At 58.1% G+C, this 14292-nt stretch carries 15 protein-coding genes and 1 other RNA gene; 12 read left to right on the forward strand and 4 right to left on the reverse strand.

What is annotated here, in order from left to right; all coding sequences use genetic code 11:
- The first annotated feature begins 35 nt into the window (after nucleotides 1-35).
- The 5 genes from ACRWA7_RS18335 (at nucleotide 36) to ACRWA7_RS18355 (ending at nucleotide 4735) form a co-directional block, all read left to right on the forward strand.
- Nucleotides 36-1352 carry a Glu/Leu/Phe/Val family dehydrogenase gene (locus tag ACRWA7_RS18335; RefSeq protein WP_438395341.1) on the forward strand — a complete coding sequence of 439 codons (1317 nt, stop codon included), beginning with the start codon at nucleotides 36-38 and terminating at the stop codon, nucleotides 1350-1352.
- Between the two features lie 279 nt (nucleotides 1353-1631).
- On the forward strand, nucleotides 1632-2525 hold the full coding sequence (locus ACRWA7_RS18340) for a glutamate/aspartate ABC transporter substrate-binding protein (protein WP_060817230.1): 894 nt from the start codon (nucleotides 1632-1634) through the stop codon (nucleotides 2523-2525).
- A gap of 70 nt (nucleotides 2526-2595) precedes the next feature.
- Complete coding sequence (locus tag ACRWA7_RS18345; RefSeq protein ID WP_060817229.1) at nucleotides 2596-3336, forward strand: amino acid ABC transporter permease; 741 nt, start codon at nucleotides 2596-2598, stop codon at nucleotides 3334-3336.
- Entirely contained in the window at nucleotides 3336-4013 is a 678-nt protein-coding gene (gene gltK / locus ACRWA7_RS18350) for a glutamate/aspartate ABC transporter permease GltK (RefSeq protein WP_060817228.1), read from the forward strand. Before ACRWA7_RS18345 ends, gltK begins: the two co-directional genes overlap by 1 nt.
- Nucleotides 4010-4735, forward strand: coding sequence for an amino acid ABC transporter ATP-binding protein (locus ACRWA7_RS18355; protein WP_060817227.1), 726 nt, complete (start codon nucleotides 4010-4012; stop codon nucleotides 4733-4735). Before gltK ends, ACRWA7_RS18355 begins: the two co-directional genes overlap by 4 nt.
- An 87-nt stretch (nucleotides 4736-4822) precedes the next feature.
- Here ACRWA7_RS18355 and ACRWA7_RS18360 read toward each other — a convergent pair whose 3' ends face one another.
- Together ACRWA7_RS18360 and ACRWA7_RS18365 are read right to left on the reverse strand one after the other, a co-directional pair.
- Entirely contained in the window at nucleotides 4823-5167 is a 345-nt protein-coding gene (locus tag ACRWA7_RS18360; protein ID WP_060817226.1) for a YegP family protein, read from the reverse strand.
- A gap of 59 nt (nucleotides 5168-5226) precedes the next feature.
- Nucleotides 5227-6129 carry a class II glutamine amidotransferase gene (locus ACRWA7_RS18365; protein WP_438395343.1) on the reverse strand — a complete coding sequence of 301 codons (903 nt, stop codon included), beginning with the start codon at nucleotides 6127-6129 and terminating at the stop codon, nucleotides 5227-5229.
- Nucleotides 6130-6376: 247 nt separating this feature from the next.
- Between ACRWA7_RS18365 and pyrC the strand changes: the two genes are divergently transcribed.
- From pyrC to rnpB, 3 genes are all read left to right on the forward strand, one after another.
- Nucleotides 6377-7471, forward strand: coding sequence for a dihydroorotase (pyrC, locus tag ACRWA7_RS18370; protein WP_438395345.1), 1095 nt, complete (start codon nucleotides 6377-6379; stop codon nucleotides 7469-7471).
- A 34-nt stretch (nucleotides 7472-7505) separates the two neighbouring features.
- The gene (locus ACRWA7_RS18375) at nucleotides 7506-8360 is read left to right on the forward strand and encodes a DUF3025 domain-containing protein (protein ID WP_438395346.1); all 855 of its coding nucleotides are present in this window, start codon (nucleotides 7506-7508) and stop codon (nucleotides 8358-8360) included.
- Between the two features lie 44 nt (nucleotides 8361-8404).
- Nucleotides 8405-8822, forward strand: an RNA gene (rnpB, locus tag ACRWA7_RS18380) — RNase P RNA component class A.
- Between the two features lie 63 nt (nucleotides 8823-8885).
- Here the strand turns inward: rnpB and ACRWA7_RS18385 are convergent.
- Nucleotides 8886-9308 carry an OsmC family protein gene (locus ACRWA7_RS18385; protein WP_438395347.1) on the reverse strand — a complete coding sequence of 141 codons (423 nt, stop codon included), beginning with the start codon at nucleotides 9306-9308 and terminating at the stop codon, nucleotides 8886-8888.
- Between the two features lie 646 nt (nucleotides 9309-9954).
- Here ACRWA7_RS18385 and rplM point away from each other — a divergent pair.
- The 3 genes from rplM (at nucleotide 9955) to erpA (ending at nucleotide 11386) form a co-directional block, all read left to right on the forward strand.
- Nucleotides 9955-10383 (forward strand): 50S ribosomal protein L13, encoded by a 429-nt coding sequence (gene rplM, locus ACRWA7_RS18390; protein WP_031357525.1) that lies wholly within the window; start codon nucleotides 9955-9957, stop codon nucleotides 10381-10383.
- 11 nt (nucleotides 10384-10394) lie between these two features.
- The gene (gene rpsI / locus ACRWA7_RS18395; RefSeq protein ID WP_056355701.1) at nucleotides 10395-10787 is read left to right on the forward strand and encodes a 30S ribosomal protein S9; all 393 of its coding nucleotides are present in this window, start codon (nucleotides 10395-10397) and stop codon (nucleotides 10785-10787) included.
- A 233-nt stretch (nucleotides 10788-11020) separates the two neighbouring features.
- Nucleotides 11021-11386, forward strand: coding sequence for an iron-sulfur cluster insertion protein ErpA (gene erpA, locus ACRWA7_RS18400; RefSeq protein ID WP_031357523.1), 366 nt, complete (start codon nucleotides 11021-11023; stop codon nucleotides 11384-11386).
- 109 nt (nucleotides 11387-11495) lie between these two features.
- Here erpA and ACRWA7_RS18405 read toward each other — a convergent pair whose 3' ends face one another.
- Entirely contained in the window at nucleotides 11496-12650 is a 1155-nt protein-coding gene (locus ACRWA7_RS18405; RefSeq protein WP_438395349.1) for an anhydro-N-acetylmuramic acid kinase, read from the reverse strand.
- A gap of 385 nt (nucleotides 12651-13035) precedes the next feature.
- Here ACRWA7_RS18405 and tyrS point away from each other — a divergent pair, with 385 nt between their 5' ends.
- Nucleotides 13036-14292, forward strand: coding sequence for a tyrosine--tRNA ligase (tyrS, locus tag ACRWA7_RS18410; protein WP_438395350.1), 1257 nt, complete (start codon nucleotides 13036-13038; stop codon nucleotides 14290-14292).

Here is a 14292-nt window from a genome sequence, read left to right on the forward strand (position 1 = left end):
ACAATGAAGTTATTCCACACAACGTTGGAGCTTCAATGTCTTCGCCGCAACAAGAACACCTTCCTGTCGCCGCTGTTCAGCATGCCATTCCGTCCTATCTCGATTCCTCCCATCTCGGCCCCTGGGGCAACTATCTTCAGCAAGTCGATCGCGTCGCGCCGTATCTTGGCTCGCTGTCGCGCTGGATCGAAACCCTCAAGCGCCCGAAGCGCATCCTGATTGTCGATTGCCCCATCGAACTCGATAACGGCACGGTCACGCACTTCGAAGGCTATCGGGTGCAACACAACATGTCGCGTGGACCGGGCAAAGGCGGCGTCCGATATCACCAGGACGTGACGCTCTCCGAAGTAATGGCGCTGTCGGCGTGGATGTCTGTTAAGAACGCGGCAGTGAACGTGCCGTACGGCGGCGCGAAAGGCGGTATTCGCGTCGATCCGCGCACGCTGTCGCGTGGCGAACTCGAACGCCTGACCCGTCGTTACACGAGTGAGATTGGCATCATCATCGGGCCGAATCAGGATATCCCCGCGCCGGACGTCAACACGAACGAGCAGATCATGGCGTGGATGATGGACACGTACTCCATGAACCAGGGCCAGACGGCAACGGGCGTGGTGACCGGCAAGCCGATTTCGCTCGGTGGTTCGCTCGGCCGCAAGGAAGCCACGGGACGTGGCGTGTTCGTGGTCGGCGCGGAAGCGGCGCGGCGGATTGGCTTTGACATCGAAGGCGCGCGGGTCGCCGTGCAGGGTTTTGGTAACGTCGGCGGGATCGCGGCGCGTCTGTTCCAGGAGGCCGGCGCGAAAGTGGTGGCGGTGCAGGACCACACCGGTTCGCTCTACAAATCGTCGGGTATCGACGCAGTCGCGCTTTTCGATCACGTGGCGAAACATGGCGGCGTCAGCGGTTTTGAAGGCGCGGATGTGATCGGCAAGGACGAATTCTGGACCATCGAAAGCGACATCCTGATTCCAGCCGCGCTCGAAGGCCAGATCACGGAAGAAAATGCGCCGAAGATCCGCACGAAGATCGTGGTCGAAGGCGCAAACGGCCCGACCACGACCGCCGCCGACGACATACTCCACGACAAAGGCATTCTCGTGATCCCCGACGTGGTGGCGAACGCGGGCGGTGTGACGGTTTCGTACTTCGAATGGGTTCAGGATTTCTCGAGCTTCTTCTGGACCGAGGACGAAATCAACCAGCGTCTCGAACGCGTGATGCGCGAAGCGTTCGCGGCGGTGTGGACTGTTGCAAGCGAGCACAACGTATCCGTACGCACGGCGGCATTTATTGTGGCGTGTACCCGGATTCTTCAAGCACGTGAAATGCGCGGTCTTTATCCATGATTTCGGCGGCTGAGAACGTTTGCGAGCGGCGGCTTTCATGAAGCCTTGCTAGTGCAATAAAACTCCGAATGCCCGGTGACGTCCTGAACGACGCGCCGGGTTTTTCGCGTAAGACGAAAAAGAATAAAAGAGACAAAGCAAAACGGCGGAAAAGTCGTTAAAGTGCGCGCTGCGCAAGGCGTACAGCGGGTGTCTCAAAATTAGCAAGTGTGGACAACATTCATTCTTTCAAATTTATTACCCTGCTAAAATTGCCCCGTTTTCAAGGAGATCAAAACCATGAAGTTTAAAAAAGCCGCACTGCTTCTCGCAGCACTGGGTGTTTTCGCCTCAGGTGCACAAGCCCAGAACAACGATACGCTCAAGAAGATCAAGGATTCCGGAAATATCTACCTGGGTTTCCGTGAATCGTCGATTCCGTTTTCGTATTACGACGACAAGCAGCAAGTCATCGGTTATTCCTACGAGTTTGCCTTGAAGGTGGTCGACGCCGTCAAGGAAAAGCTCAACATGCCGAACCTGAAGATTCAGCAGAAGTCGGTGACGTCGCAAAACCGCCTGCTGCTCGTGACGGGTAACCAGATCGACCTGGAGTGCGGCTCGACCACGAACAACCTTGAACGTCAGCAACAAGTCGCGTTCTCCAACACCATCTTCGTGATCAGCACGCGCCTGATGACCAAGAAGGATTCGGGGATCAAGGATTTCGCCGACCTGAAGGGCAAGACGGTCGTGACGACCGCGGGCACCACGTCCGAGCGCCTGCTTCGCAAGATGAACCAGGACAAGAACATGGGCATGAACATCATCAGCGCGAAAGATCACGGCGATTCGTTTTTGACGCTGTCGACGGGACGCGCCGTTGCCTTCATGATGGACGACGCGTTGCTGGCCGGCGAACGCGCGAAGTCGAGCAACCCGGGCGACTTCGTGATTGTCGGTACGCCGCAATCGCGTGAAGCGTATGGCTGCATGCTGCGCAAGAACGATCCGGAGTTCAAGAAGGTGGTCGATGACGCCATCGCCAAGGTAGAAACTTCGGGCGAAGGCGACAAGATCTACAAGAAGTGGTTCGAAAGCCCGATTCCGCCGAAGGGCTTGAACCTGAACTTCCCGGAAAGCGACGACATGAAGGCGCTTTTCAAGAGCCCGAACGACAAGGCTATCGACTAATCTCGATCACGTCTGGATTGATGGAAACGGAAGGAGCGCTGCTTCTTCCGTTTTCTTTTGGAGGGAGTCCATGTCCTACCACTGGAACTGGGGCGTTTTTCTAAGCCCCGTCTCGACCGGCGAGCCAACCACGTATCTCGGCTGGCTTATTTCCGGTTTCTGGGTGACCGTGACCGTGTCGCTTGCTTCATGGGTCGTGGCGCTCGTCGTGGGTTCGCTGTTCGGCATTCTGCGCACGGTGCCCAATCGCAAGCTCGCTGGCATCGGCACGGTGTATGTCGCGATCTTTCGCAATATTCCGCTGCTCGTACAGTTCTTCATCTGGTATCTCGTCATACCCGAATTGCTACCGCCGTCCATCGGCAACTGGTTCAAGCAACTGCCGCCCAACGTGCAATTCTATACCTCATCCATTGTGTGTCTCGGGCTGTTCACGGGTGCTCGCGTGTGCGAGCAAGTGCGTTCGGGCATTGCCACGTTGCCGCGCGGACAGCGAGCAGCGGGCCTCGCAATGGGCTTCACCGAATGGCAGACGTATCGGTACGTCTTGATGCCGGTTGCTTACCGGATCATCGTGCCGCCATTGACGTCCGAGTTTCTGAACGTGTTCAAGAACTCGGCGGTGGCGTCCACCATCGGCTTGCTTGAACTGTCGGCGCAGGCACGCCAACTCGTCGATTACACCGCGCAATCTTATGAGTCGTTCATTGCCGTGACGCTTGCCTACATGCTGATCAATCTGGTCGTCATGCAACTGATGCGCTGGGTGGAAGCGAAGACCCGGCTGCCCGGCTACATTGGAGGCAAGTAATGCATCATTTCAACTGGAGCAGCGTCATCAGTTCGCTGCCTACACTTTGGACCGGCGCGATCATCACCTTCAAGATCACGCTGCTCGCGCTGGTGGTCGGCATCTTGTGGGGCACGGTGCTCGCGTTGCTGCGTCTTTCGGGCATCAAGCCGCTCGAATGGTTCGCGAAAGGCTACGTCACGCTGTTTCGCTCAATACCGCTCGTCATGGTTTTGCTGTGGTTCTTTTTGATCGTGCCGCAATTCCTGCAAAATGTGCTGGGTTTGTCGGCGGAAGTCGATATTCGCCTGGCTTCCGCCATGGTCGCGTTCTCGCTTTTCGAGGCTGCGTACTATTCGGAGATCATTCGCGCGGGCATTCAGGCGGTGTCGCGCGGTCAGGTGAATGCGGCATTCGCGCTCGGCATGACCTACATGCAGTCGATGAAACTCATCATCCTGCCGCAGGCGTTTCGCGCAATGGTGCCGCTTTTGCTCACGCAGGCGATCGTGTTGTTCCAGGATACGTCGCTTGTGTACGTGATCAGCCTGGCGGATTTTTTCCGCACGGCGACGAACGTGGGTGACCGCGACGGCACGACCGTCGAAATGGTGTTGTTCGCCGGCGCCTGTTATTTCGTGGTGTGCCTGGCCGCATCCGGTCTGGTCAAAAGTCTTCAGAAAAAGGTCGCTCGATGATCTCACTCAAGAATGTTTCGAAGTGGTATGGCCCGTTCCAAGTGCTCACCGATTGCACGACGGAAGTCAAAAAGGGCGAAGTGGTGGTGGTGTGCGGACCTTCGGGTTCGGGCAAGTCGACGCTGATCAAGACCGTGAACGGACTCGAGCCGTTTCAGAAGGGCGAGATCAGCATCAACGGTCAATCGATCGGCGACAAGAAAACCAATCTGTCGAAGCTGCGTGCGAAGGTCGGAATGGTGTTCCAGCACTTCGAGCTGTTTCCGCATTTGTCGATCGTGCAGAATTTGACGCTGGCGCAGATCAAGGTGCTTGGGCGTTCGAAGGATGAAGCGACGGCGAAGGGTTTGAAGCTGCTCGATCGCGTGGGCCTTGCCGCTCATGCCGATAAATTCCCCGGCCAGTTGTCGGGCGGTCAGCAGCAGCGTGTGGCGATTGCGCGGGCATTATCGATGGATCCGATCGCCATGCTCTTCGACGAACCCACGTCCGCGCTCGACCCGGAAATGATCAACGAAGTGCTCGACGTGATGGTCGAACTCGCGCAGGAAGGCATGACCATGATGTGCGTGACGCACGAAATGGGCTTTGCGAAGAAGGTGGCGCATCGGGTGATCTTCATGGATCGCGGACTGATTGTCGAAGACGACAAGAAGGAAGCGTTCTTCGAAAATCCGAGATCGGATCGGGCCAAGGACTTTTTGGCGAAGATCCTGCATTGAAAATCCGCATGCGCCGGAGCCTTCTCAGGCTCCGGCGCATGCGCGCATGGCGAAAGGCCGTTCTCAACTCATGTTGGAACGGCCTTTTTATTCGTGCGCTTTCGTGTTGTCCTGCGTCACCGCGTCCGCAGCGTTTTTCTTCACGGATTCGATTCCGGCATCGCGAGCCGACGCGCTGCTATACGCCTCGCTCACGCCAATGATTTCATGATTTCCCGCTTTCAGGTTGAAGTACGGCGCGCCGCTTTTATCGGTCTTGCGCTCGTAACGTTCCTCGATCAACGCATTGGCCTTGACCGACGCAATGCCGTGTTCCGCGGAAGCCCGCGTGACATACATTTCGCTTTTGAGGATGGACTCGCCGTTGGCGGCGCGCAGATTGAAATAGAACTGGCCGTTGCGGGCTTTGTCGATGACGAACTTTCCTGACATGGCATGTGCTCCCTATGAGTGGAACGAGCGTGAATGCAGGTTATTCTCAACGCGTAATGCTATTCAATGCCGAGTTCGGTCTCCATGTCGGCAGTCGTCTCGATGGCGTCGGTGCGCAGCACCGATTCAACGCACACCTTGCACAACGGTTCGCGCGCTTTCTCCGCCACGTCAGCCGGCACCGGTACGTTGACCGTTTTCAGCAACGCGCCATGCTGGAACAACGCGAGATCGCCCGGTTCGAAGCGGGTCCAGATTTCGTCGTCGGTCAGCGGTGACGTTGCGATGACCGCCACGCGGTCCTCCGGAGTGGTGTATTTCGCAAAATCGATCGACATGTCGGCGTCGATCAAATGCGCGGTCGAGAACGGCCAGCTTCGCACCAGATAGTACAAATGCGTCGAGCAATGCGAGAACAGCGCCTGTCCATTCGACATCAGGAAGTTGAACACGCCGAATTGCGTGATGTCGCCCGTCAGCTTTTCGAGCGCGGCAAAGAGTTCTTCGAGCGGCGGCTGGCAGCCGGGAAATTCGCGGCGCAGTCCTTGCAGCAATGCGCAGAACGCGAGTTCACTGTCCGTTGTGCCGACCGGCTGATACTGTCCGTTCAGACAGGGCTTGTAATCCTGCAGGTCGCCATTGTGCGCAAAAATCCAGTGCCGGCCCCACAGTTCACGCATGAACGGATGGCAGTTTTCAAGCAGGATGTGCCCTTGCGTGGCCTTGCGGATATGCGCGATCGTATTCTTGGACTTGATCGGATAACGTTTCACCATCTCGGCGAGCGGAGAACTCGCCGACGACTGATGGTCGATGAACAGCCGGCACGCCTTGTCTTCGAAAAATGCAATGCCCCAGCCGTCCGCGTGATGGTCGGTCACGCCGCCGCGCGCCGCGAACCCGGTGAACGAAAAAGTCACGTCCGTGGGTTCCGCGCAGTTCATTCCGAGAAGTTGGCACATTGCTGAGGCTGCAGACTAGGTGAATGGAGCTACCCGTTACAATACGAGTATCCAAAGCATAGCACCGACGAAACTGCCAAAAAATCGCAGCGTCGGGCCGCTGGCGGCATCGTTGTTGATTTTCCACGGTGCGGGCGCCGGCGGCGAGGCAAAGTTACCGGTTTGAGCGGTTCATCAAGAAAGTCACGTGGTTGCCGCGAGCCCGATCCCGTTTTGGTCATCCGATTATTCCATCGTCATTACGCCAATGTCCGCTTCTGCTTCCTCTTCGTCTGCGTTGCCCGCCGCTTCCGGTGATTCCGCTCATTCCGTGACCCTTGCCCGTCCCGATGACTGGCATTTGCATGTGCGTGACGGCGCCGTGCTCGCCGCCGTCCTGCCGCACACCGCGCGCCAGTTCGGCCGCGCGATCATCATGCCGAACCTGCGCCCGCCGGTCACGACAACCGAAATGGCGGCGGCGTATCGCGGACGGATTCTCGCCGCGTTGCCAAAGGACGGTCCAGGCGCGCGGTTCGAACCGCTGATGACGCTTTATCTCACCGACAACACCCCGCCCGACGAAATCCGCCGCGCGCGTGAAAGCGGTTTTGTCCACGGCGTGAAGCTTTATCCGGCAGGTGCAACGACGAATTCCGATGCCGGCGTGACCAGCATTGCAAAGTGCGCAAAAACGCTCGAAGCGATGCAGGAGCATGATTTGCCGCTTCTGGTGCATGGCGAGGTGACTGACCCGGCTATCGATATGTTCGATCGGGAGAAAGTGTTTATCGATCGCGTAATGACGCCGTTGCGTCGCGATTTCCCGGCGCTGAAGGTGGTGTTCGAGCACATCACGACCAAGGACGCCGCTGATTATGTCCGCGACGCCGACGGCCCGACCGGCGCCACGCTGACCGCGCATCATCTGCTGTACAACCGCAATGCGCTGTTTGTTGGGGGGATCCGGCCGCATTACTACTGCTTGCCGGTGTTGAAGCGCGAGACGCATCGCCTGGCGTTGCTGGCAGCGGCTACTTCCGGGAATCCGCGATTCTTTCTTGGCACGGACAGCGCGCCGCACGCGAAGGGGTTGAAGGAGCACGCTTGCGGTTGCGCGGGCTGCTACACGGCGCTGCACGCGCTCGAGTTGTACGCCCAGGCCTTCGATCAAGCCGGCGCGCTCGACAAGCTCGAAGGTTTTGCGAGTTTTCACGGCGCGGATTTTTATGGCCTGCCGCGCGCTATCGAGCAAATCACGCTGCAACGCGAGCAATGGACGTTGCCCGCCGAATTCATGGCCGGCGACCACGAAATCGTTCCGCTGGGCGGTGGTGAATCCATAGGCTGGCGGCTGGTTTAAGGCGAACCGCGCTTATGGCTGTGGAGTTTGTTGAATGTTCAGTCCGGCAAATCCATTGGAGCAACCGTCCGGTTCCCGCGCGATGCCGGGATTCGATGACATCGACTGGTCACGCGCGTGGCTTTCGCCGTTGGCCCATCGCGGTCAACGCTGGCAGAAAGCAGCGCTCGAAAGTTATCCAGCCTATCTCAGCACGCTGAACGCCGACGCGCGCACCGAACCTCGCGTGACCGGGCGCGACAAGCCGCTGTCCTTTATTGCGCAGGACCAGCTGCCGGCGGGAGCGTCGTATGAAGGACATATTGCGGCGACCGGCTGCGTGCCGACGCGCCATAACCTGCACGATTTCTTCAACGGCGCGATGTGGTTCCAGTATCCGCGCATCAAGGCGGCGCTGAACGCGCGCCAGGCCGCGGAAATCGATGCGCTGGGCATCGGTCCAATACGCGGTGCCGCTCGCGACGCTCTGACACTTTTCGATGAAAACGCGGTGTTGCTCGCCTGCGCTGACCCGGCGCTCGCGGCGGCGCTGCGCGCTTTCGATTGGCGGGCGGTGTTTATCGGACATCGGACGGCATGGGGGCGCGCGTGCGAAGCGCGGATTTTCGGCCATGCGCTGCTGGAAAAACTGATCGCGCCATACAAGGCGTGCACGGGGCACGCGTGGATCGTCGAAGTCGAGCCGGCGTATTTTCTCGCCGCCGATACCGAACGCCGCGCCATTCTGGACCGAGAAGTATCGGAGCGCCTCAAAACCGAAGCCATCTCCAGCCGATGCTTCACGCCGCTGCCCGTGCTGGGCGTTCCCGGATGGTGGCCGGAAAACGAAGCGCATTCTTTTTACGATGACCCCCGGGTATTCCGTGCGGGCCGCCGTTTGCGGGCTTGATAGGCGCAATGAGCGCGGTTGGCGCATGTTAAAATCGATGCCGCAAAGCAGGCCAGGCAGTCGCGGCTGATCCGGTTTCGGCCGGGGAGGGCGAGGAAAGTCCGGACTCCAACAGGCAGGGTGATGGCTAACGGCCATCCGTGGCGACACGCGGAACAGGGCAACAGAAAGCAAACCGCCGATGGCCCCGGACGCAAGTCCGGGGATCAGGTAAGGGTGAAACGGTGCGGTAAGAGCGCACCGCGGCTGCTGCAAGGCAGACCGGCACGGTAACCTCCACCCGGAGCAATTCCAAGTAGGCAGGCGCGCATCTTCGAGATGCAGGACGGTGCCTCCGTCTCGTCTGCGGGTAGGGAGCTTGAGCGCGTCAGCAATGGCGCGACTAGAGGAATGGCTGCCACGCGCGTGACACTTTCGGGCGTTGCGGGCGCACAGAATCCGGCTTATCGGCCTGCTTTGTGACTATTTAAAAAGGAAAGCCGGCGTCAGAGCGACGCCGGCTTTTTCCGTTGTTTCCGCGCTTTTTCAGCTCGCGACAATATCGAACGAATGCGTCAGTTCGGCCGTTTTGGCAAGCATGATCGACGCCGAACAGTATTTGTCGTGCGAAAGTGTGATCGCGCGCTCAACGGTCGTCGGATTCAGGTTCTTACCTGTCACCGTAAAATGAAAATGGATCTTGGTGAAGATTTTCGGGTCCTCGCTTGCGCGCTCGGCCTTGAGCGAAACCGAGCAACCGACCACTTCCTGCCGGCTCTTCTTCAGGATCATCACCACGTCATACGCGGTGCAGCCGCCCGTGCCAAGCAAGACCATTTCCATGGGACGCGGCGACAGGTTACGGCCGCCGCCCTCGGGCGCACCGTCCATTGTCACCAGATGTCCGCTGCCCGTTTCCGCAGCGAACGCCATTCCATCTTGTCCCATCCAGCTGACTTTGCATTCCATGAGAAAACTCCAGTGCCGTACGGCACGCATCTATTCGTGCCGATTGTAGCGTTTTAGCCGATTGTGGGAATTGACGCTGGCGTTTCCTTTTCGTCGTTCGAGCGCAGGTGCTGCGGTGCGATCTGGCAGATAAATCAGGGGATTTCCCTACTTTTGATAGGGTGTATTGTAAGTCGTCTACGCGAATCATCACTTGCATATTCGAATCAAGCAATTGATTTTAAAAGAAAATTACGGGTTGATACGTTAATTTCATTATTTTGCATTATGAAATTCAATCTCACAATGCAAATTTACTTGCTTTGCACAAACCCAGTTCATATACTTCCTCCTGTCTCCTCCACCTCCTCCTAGGTGGATTCAGCCCGAGCCCAAGGCTCGGGCTTTTTTTCGCCTGCATTTCTACGCTTGTGTTGGCCGCGGGAGCACAGGAAACCAGAAAACGCGCTTAGGCCGACGACATTTTCGGCTTGTTCGTCGGCCGTATTTCGTTGTTTTGACTTCGGCTTGAAATTTCCCTTATAATTCAAAGTTCTCTATCCGCACCATGCCCGCGGACGAGAACCAGGGAGAGCCCGCACGCGCCTCGATGCGCACGAACATACAAGCGGGACAAAGCAGGGCAGAATTATTTTTTGGATCGATCATGAAGACGTTTTCCGCAAAAGCCCATGAGGTGACGCGTGAATGGTACGTGATTGACGCGACGGATAAGGTTCTCGGACGTGTCGCCAGTGAAGTGGCCGCCCGACTTCGCGGCAAGCACAAACCCGAGTTCACCCCGCACGTCGACACTGGCGATTTCATCGTCATCATCAACGCCAGCAAGTTGCGCGTCACGGGCAACAAGGGTACTGACAAGAAGTACTACCGTCACTCGGGCTATCCGGGCGGCATCTACGAAACGACGTTCAACAAGATGCAAGAACGCTTCCCGGGCCGCGCGTTCGAGAAAGCCGTTAAGGGCATGTTGCCGAAAGGTCCGCTCGGCTACGCTATGATCAAGAAGCTCAAGGTCTACGCTGGCGCAACGCATCCGCATACGGCTCAACAGCCTAAAGCGCTCGAGATCTAAAGGGAGCCCATATGATCGGTAATTGGAATTACGGTACGGGCCGCCGCAAGAGCGCCGTTGCCCGCGTGTTCATCAAGTCCGGTACGGGCGAGATCATTGTCAATGGCAAGCCCATTGCTGATTATTTCTCGCGCGAAACGTCGCTGATGATCGTGCGCCAGCCGCTCGAACTGACGAGCCACGCCACCACGTTCGACATCAAGGTCAACGTGAACGGCGGCGGTGAAACGGGGCAGGCGGGTGCAGTTCGCCATGGCATCACGCGCGCGCTGATGGACTACGACGCAACGCTCAAGCCCACGCTGTCGCAAGCAGGCTTCGTTACCCGCGATGCCCGTGAAGTTGAACGTAAGAAGGTTGGTTTCCACAAGGCACGTCGCCGGAAACAATTCTCGAAGCGTTAAGCTGTCTGGCCGTTTCGCTGCTATTGCGGCGAAATCGCTCAAAAAGCTGCCTGCGTGTATGCGCTGGCGGCTTTTTTCGTTTGCGCAGCATATTGTTCGAACTTCATGGCTCCAACCTGCCGATAGTGAAATCGAGATAGTGTGGCACGATAGCCTATTGATTACATGGGCTTCCAGCACGATATTGAGATCAGCCCTACAATAGGCACTAGAAGCTTTTTTGGAGAGTTCGAATGAACGCTGTCACCGACACCCCCACGACCGAAATGCCGTTGCCGTTCGTCTTCACGGACGCAGCCGCTGACAAGGTCAAGCAACTGATCGACGAAGAAGGCAATCCGGAGCTGAAGCTGCGCGTGTTCGTGCAAGGCGGCGGCTGTTCGGGCTTCCAGTATGGCTTTACGTTCGACGAGGCCATCAACGAAGACGACACCGTCATGGACAAGGCCGGCGTGCAACTTTTGATCGATTCAATGAGCTATCAGTACCTTGTTGGCGCAGAGATCGATTACAAGGACGACCTGAACGGCGCGCAATTCGTGATCAAGAATCCAAATGCAACCAGCACGTGTGGTTGTGGATCGTCTTTCTCGGCCTGATTTCGATCGGAATACGCGGTCAGATGTCATGGTGAAACGGAGCCTTCGGGCTCCGTTTTGTTTTTACAGCCAAAGCCGATGGCGCCATTCGTGATGCCTTTTTTCCAACTCAGCGCGGATAAATCGCCCCTAGAACGCGTTCACCCGCGGCACCCGTGACTGCCGCCACATTCCCGGCTTCACGCGCCATGCACCGCATTGCCAACCATGCGAACGCCAGCGCTTCGACCTGCTGTGGCGGAACACCGAGTGCGTCTGTGGTCATGACAGGAACGCCGGAAACGCCGGTCTCGGCGAGCGCTTGCTGGATTGCATTCATAAGTACCGGATTGCGTGCACCACCGCCGCAGACGTAGACCGCACGACAATCGGATGCATGCCGTTCGATTTCACGTGCAATGGTGATTGCCGTCAGGGAAACGAGCGTTGCCTGTACGTCGGCAGGCGACACCTGCTCGAATCCGACGAGTTTGGCATCGAGCCATGCGGGGTTGAAGAGATCGCGCCCAGTGCTTTTCGGCGGCCGCTGCTCGAAGAACGGTTCGTCGAGCAAGGCATTCAGCAGCGGTCGATGCACTTGTCCTTGCGATGCGAAATGGCCGCCTTCGTCGAAGGGACGATTCAGATGGCGGTACGCCCATTCGTCGAGCAGCGCATTGGCCGGTCCGCAATCGAATCCATATACTCCGCCATCCGCCGAAAGAACGGTGATATTGCTGATGCCGCCCAGGTTGCACACGACGCGCGTTTCATTTTTCGAACCAAAAATAGTCGCGTGAAATGCGGGAACGAGTGGTGCACCCTGCCCGCCAGCCGCGACGTCGCGACTGCGAAAGTCCGCGACTATGTCAATGTTCGTCATCTCGGCCAGTAACGCCGGATTGTTGATTTGCCGCGTGTAACCCTTTTCCGGGCGATGCCGTACCGTCTGCCCGTGGACGCCGATCGCGCGGACTTTCGCGGCCGACTGACCGCTCATGCTCGCGAGTTCGTGACAGCAGACCGCGTAACGCGTAGCCAGCGCATTTGCTACCAGCGCTTCACGTTCGAGTTCGTTCTCGCCGGGAGCCTGAAGCGCGAAAAGCGCTTCACGCAGCCCTTCCGAGAACCCCACATGCGCCTCGCCCAGCACCACAGGCGGCTGGCCAGCCGTAAATTGCACCGCGACACCGTCCACGCCGTCCATGCTCGTGCCTGACATCAGCCCGAAGTACACGCCGTTCGCTGCGCCATCTGTTGCCACTGCCTCGGTACGTCGCGCCACGTTGCCTCTCCTTTTCGATGCGAGTTGTCGCGTGAGCCGCTCGGGCAATCAACGCTTGACTCCTCTGCGGTCAAAATGGCCGCCATGGATGGATTATCCACACATCAAAGCGGCCCGTTAAGCCGTTCGCCGGGACGTTAGCCATTCGGCCATGTTTTATGCGCGAGATTGGCGGACGCGGGCCCCAAAACATGGCCGAATGGCTAACGCAAAGGGGAAAACGGGGCGAAGGCGCACGACATAACGTAAAATCCGATGCCTGAACCAAGCGAAAGCCGCGCTGATTCCCGAGCTTGCCGACCGCAGGCAAGGGCCCGGGCGCCGCGACCATTGCCCGATGCGCGTAAGCCCGCATCCCGAATAAATCACCCGAAAAGTTGCAGGCATGACCACAGAACCGAACGACTCTCCGGCTTCGGCTGCGAAAACCTTACCCCTTACCGACGAAGTGCAGGCTGCGCTTGCCATCGCCAAACGGGGTTGCGACGAACTGCTCATTGAATCGGAGTTCGCGCAGAAACTCGCGCGCAGCGCCTTGAGCGGCAAGCCGCTGCGTATCAAGCTTGGCCTCGACCCGACCGCGCCGGACATTCACATCGGCCATACGGTCGTGCTGAACAAGATGCGCCAGTTGCAGGACCTCGGTCACACGGTCATTTTTTTGATCGGCGATTTCACGTCGCTTATTGGCGATCCGTCGGGGCGTAACGCCACGCGTCCGCCGCTCACGCGTGAACAGATCGAATCCAACGCCAAGACCTATTTCGAACAGGCCGCGCTGGTCCTGGACCGCGAGAAGACCGAGATTCGCTACAACAGCGAATGGTCGATGCCGCTTGGCGCCGACGGCATGATCAAGTTGGCGTCACGTTATACCGTGGCGCGCATTCTAGAGCGTGAGGATTTCACCAAGCGTTATCAGGGCGGCATGCCCATTTCAATTCATGAGTTGCTCTATCCGCTCATGCAGGGATATGACTCGGTGGCGTTGAACGCGGATCTGGAACTCGGCGGCACGGACCAGAAGTTCAACCTGCTGGTCGGACGCGAGTTGCAAAAGCAGTACGGCCAGGAACAGCAATGCATTTTGACCATGCCGCTGCTTGAAGGGCTGGATGGCGTTGAAAAGATGTCGAAGTCGAAGCACAACTACATCGGTATCAGCGAGAAGCCTACTGACATGTTCGGCAAGCTCATGAGCATTTCCGACACGCTCATGTGGCGCTATTTCGAACTGCTGTCGTTCAGAAGCATGGACGAGATCGCGCGATTCAAGAGCGAGGCTGAAGGCGGGCGTAATCCGCGCGATTTCAAGGTGCTGCTTGGGCAGGAAATCGTCTCGCGGTTCCACTCGCCGGCGGATGCCGAGCGTGCGCTCGAAGACTTCAATCACCGTGCGAAGGGCGGGGTGCCGGACGAGATTGCATCGGTGACGCTGAGCGGCGCGCCGCTCGCGGTTGGACAACTGCTGAAGCAGGCGGGACTGGTTCCATCGACAAGCGAAGCGCTGCGCAATATCGAACAAGGTGGGGTGAAGATCGACGGCGCGACCGTGTCGGACAAAGGCCTGAAAATCGACGCCGGTGAGTTTGTCGTGCAAGTGGGCAAGCGCCGCTTCGCGCGCGTCACGCTGACGGCTTGA

Source organism: Caballeronia sp. DA-9 (genome assembly GCF_051615025.1).
Classification (GTDB): domain Bacteria; phylum Pseudomonadota; class Gammaproteobacteria; order Burkholderiales; family Burkholderiaceae; genus Caballeronia; species Caballeronia sordidicola.

What these genes read in the sequence shown, in the direction of transcription:
- ACRWA7_RS18365 (WP_438395343.1), bottom strand. Translation starts at nt 6,129, where the DNA reads ATGTGCCAACTTCTCGGAATGAACTGCGCGGAACCCACGGACGTGACT.
- ACRWA7_RS18385 (WP_438395347.1), bottom strand. Translation starts at nt 9,308, where the DNA reads ATGGAATGCAAAGTCAGCTGGATGGGACAAGATGGAATGGCGTTCGCT.
- rplM (WP_031357525.1), top strand. Translation starts at nt 9,955, where the DNA reads ATGAAGACGTTTTCCGCAAAAGCCCATGAGGTGACGCGTGAATGGTAC.
- gltK (WP_060817228.1), top strand. Translation starts at nt 3,336, where the DNA reads ATGCATCATTTCAACTGGAGCAGCGTCATCAGTTCGCTGCCTACACTT.
- rpsI (WP_056355701.1), top strand. Translation starts at nt 10,395, where the DNA reads ATGATCGGTAATTGGAATTACGGTACGGGCCGCCGCAAGAGCGCCGTT.
- erpA (WP_031357523.1), top strand. Translation starts at nt 11,021, where the DNA reads ATGAACGCTGTCACCGACACCCCCACGACCGAAATGCCGTTGCCGTTC.
- tyrS (WP_438395350.1), top strand. Translation starts at nt 13,036, where the DNA reads ATGACCACAGAACCGAACGACTCTCCGGCTTCGGCTGCGAAAACCTTA.
- ACRWA7_RS18345 (WP_060817229.1), top strand. Translation starts at nt 2,596, where the DNA reads ATGTCCTACCACTGGAACTGGGGCGTTTTTCTAAGCCCCGTCTCGACC.
- ACRWA7_RS18340 (WP_060817230.1), top strand. Translation starts at nt 1,632, where the DNA reads ATGAAGTTTAAAAAAGCCGCACTGCTTCTCGCAGCACTGGGTGTTTTC.
- pyrC (WP_438395345.1), top strand. Translation starts at nt 6,377, where the DNA reads ATGTCCGCTTCTGCTTCCTCTTCGTCTGCGTTGCCCGCCGCTTCCGGT.
- ACRWA7_RS18355 (WP_060817227.1), top strand. Translation starts at nt 4,010, where the DNA reads ATGATCTCACTCAAGAATGTTTCGAAGTGGTATGGCCCGTTCCAAGTG.
- ACRWA7_RS18375 (WP_438395346.1), top strand. Translation starts at nt 7,506, where the DNA reads ATGTTCAGTCCGGCAAATCCATTGGAGCAACCGTCCGGTTCCCGCGCG.
- ACRWA7_RS18335 (WP_438395341.1), top strand. Translation starts at nt 36, where the DNA reads ATGTCTTCGCCGCAACAAGAACACCTTCCTGTCGCCGCTGTTCAGCAT.
- ACRWA7_RS18360 (WP_060817226.1), bottom strand. Translation starts at nt 5,167, where the DNA reads ATGTCAGGAAAGTTCGTCATCGACAAAGCCCGCAACGGCCAGTTCTAT.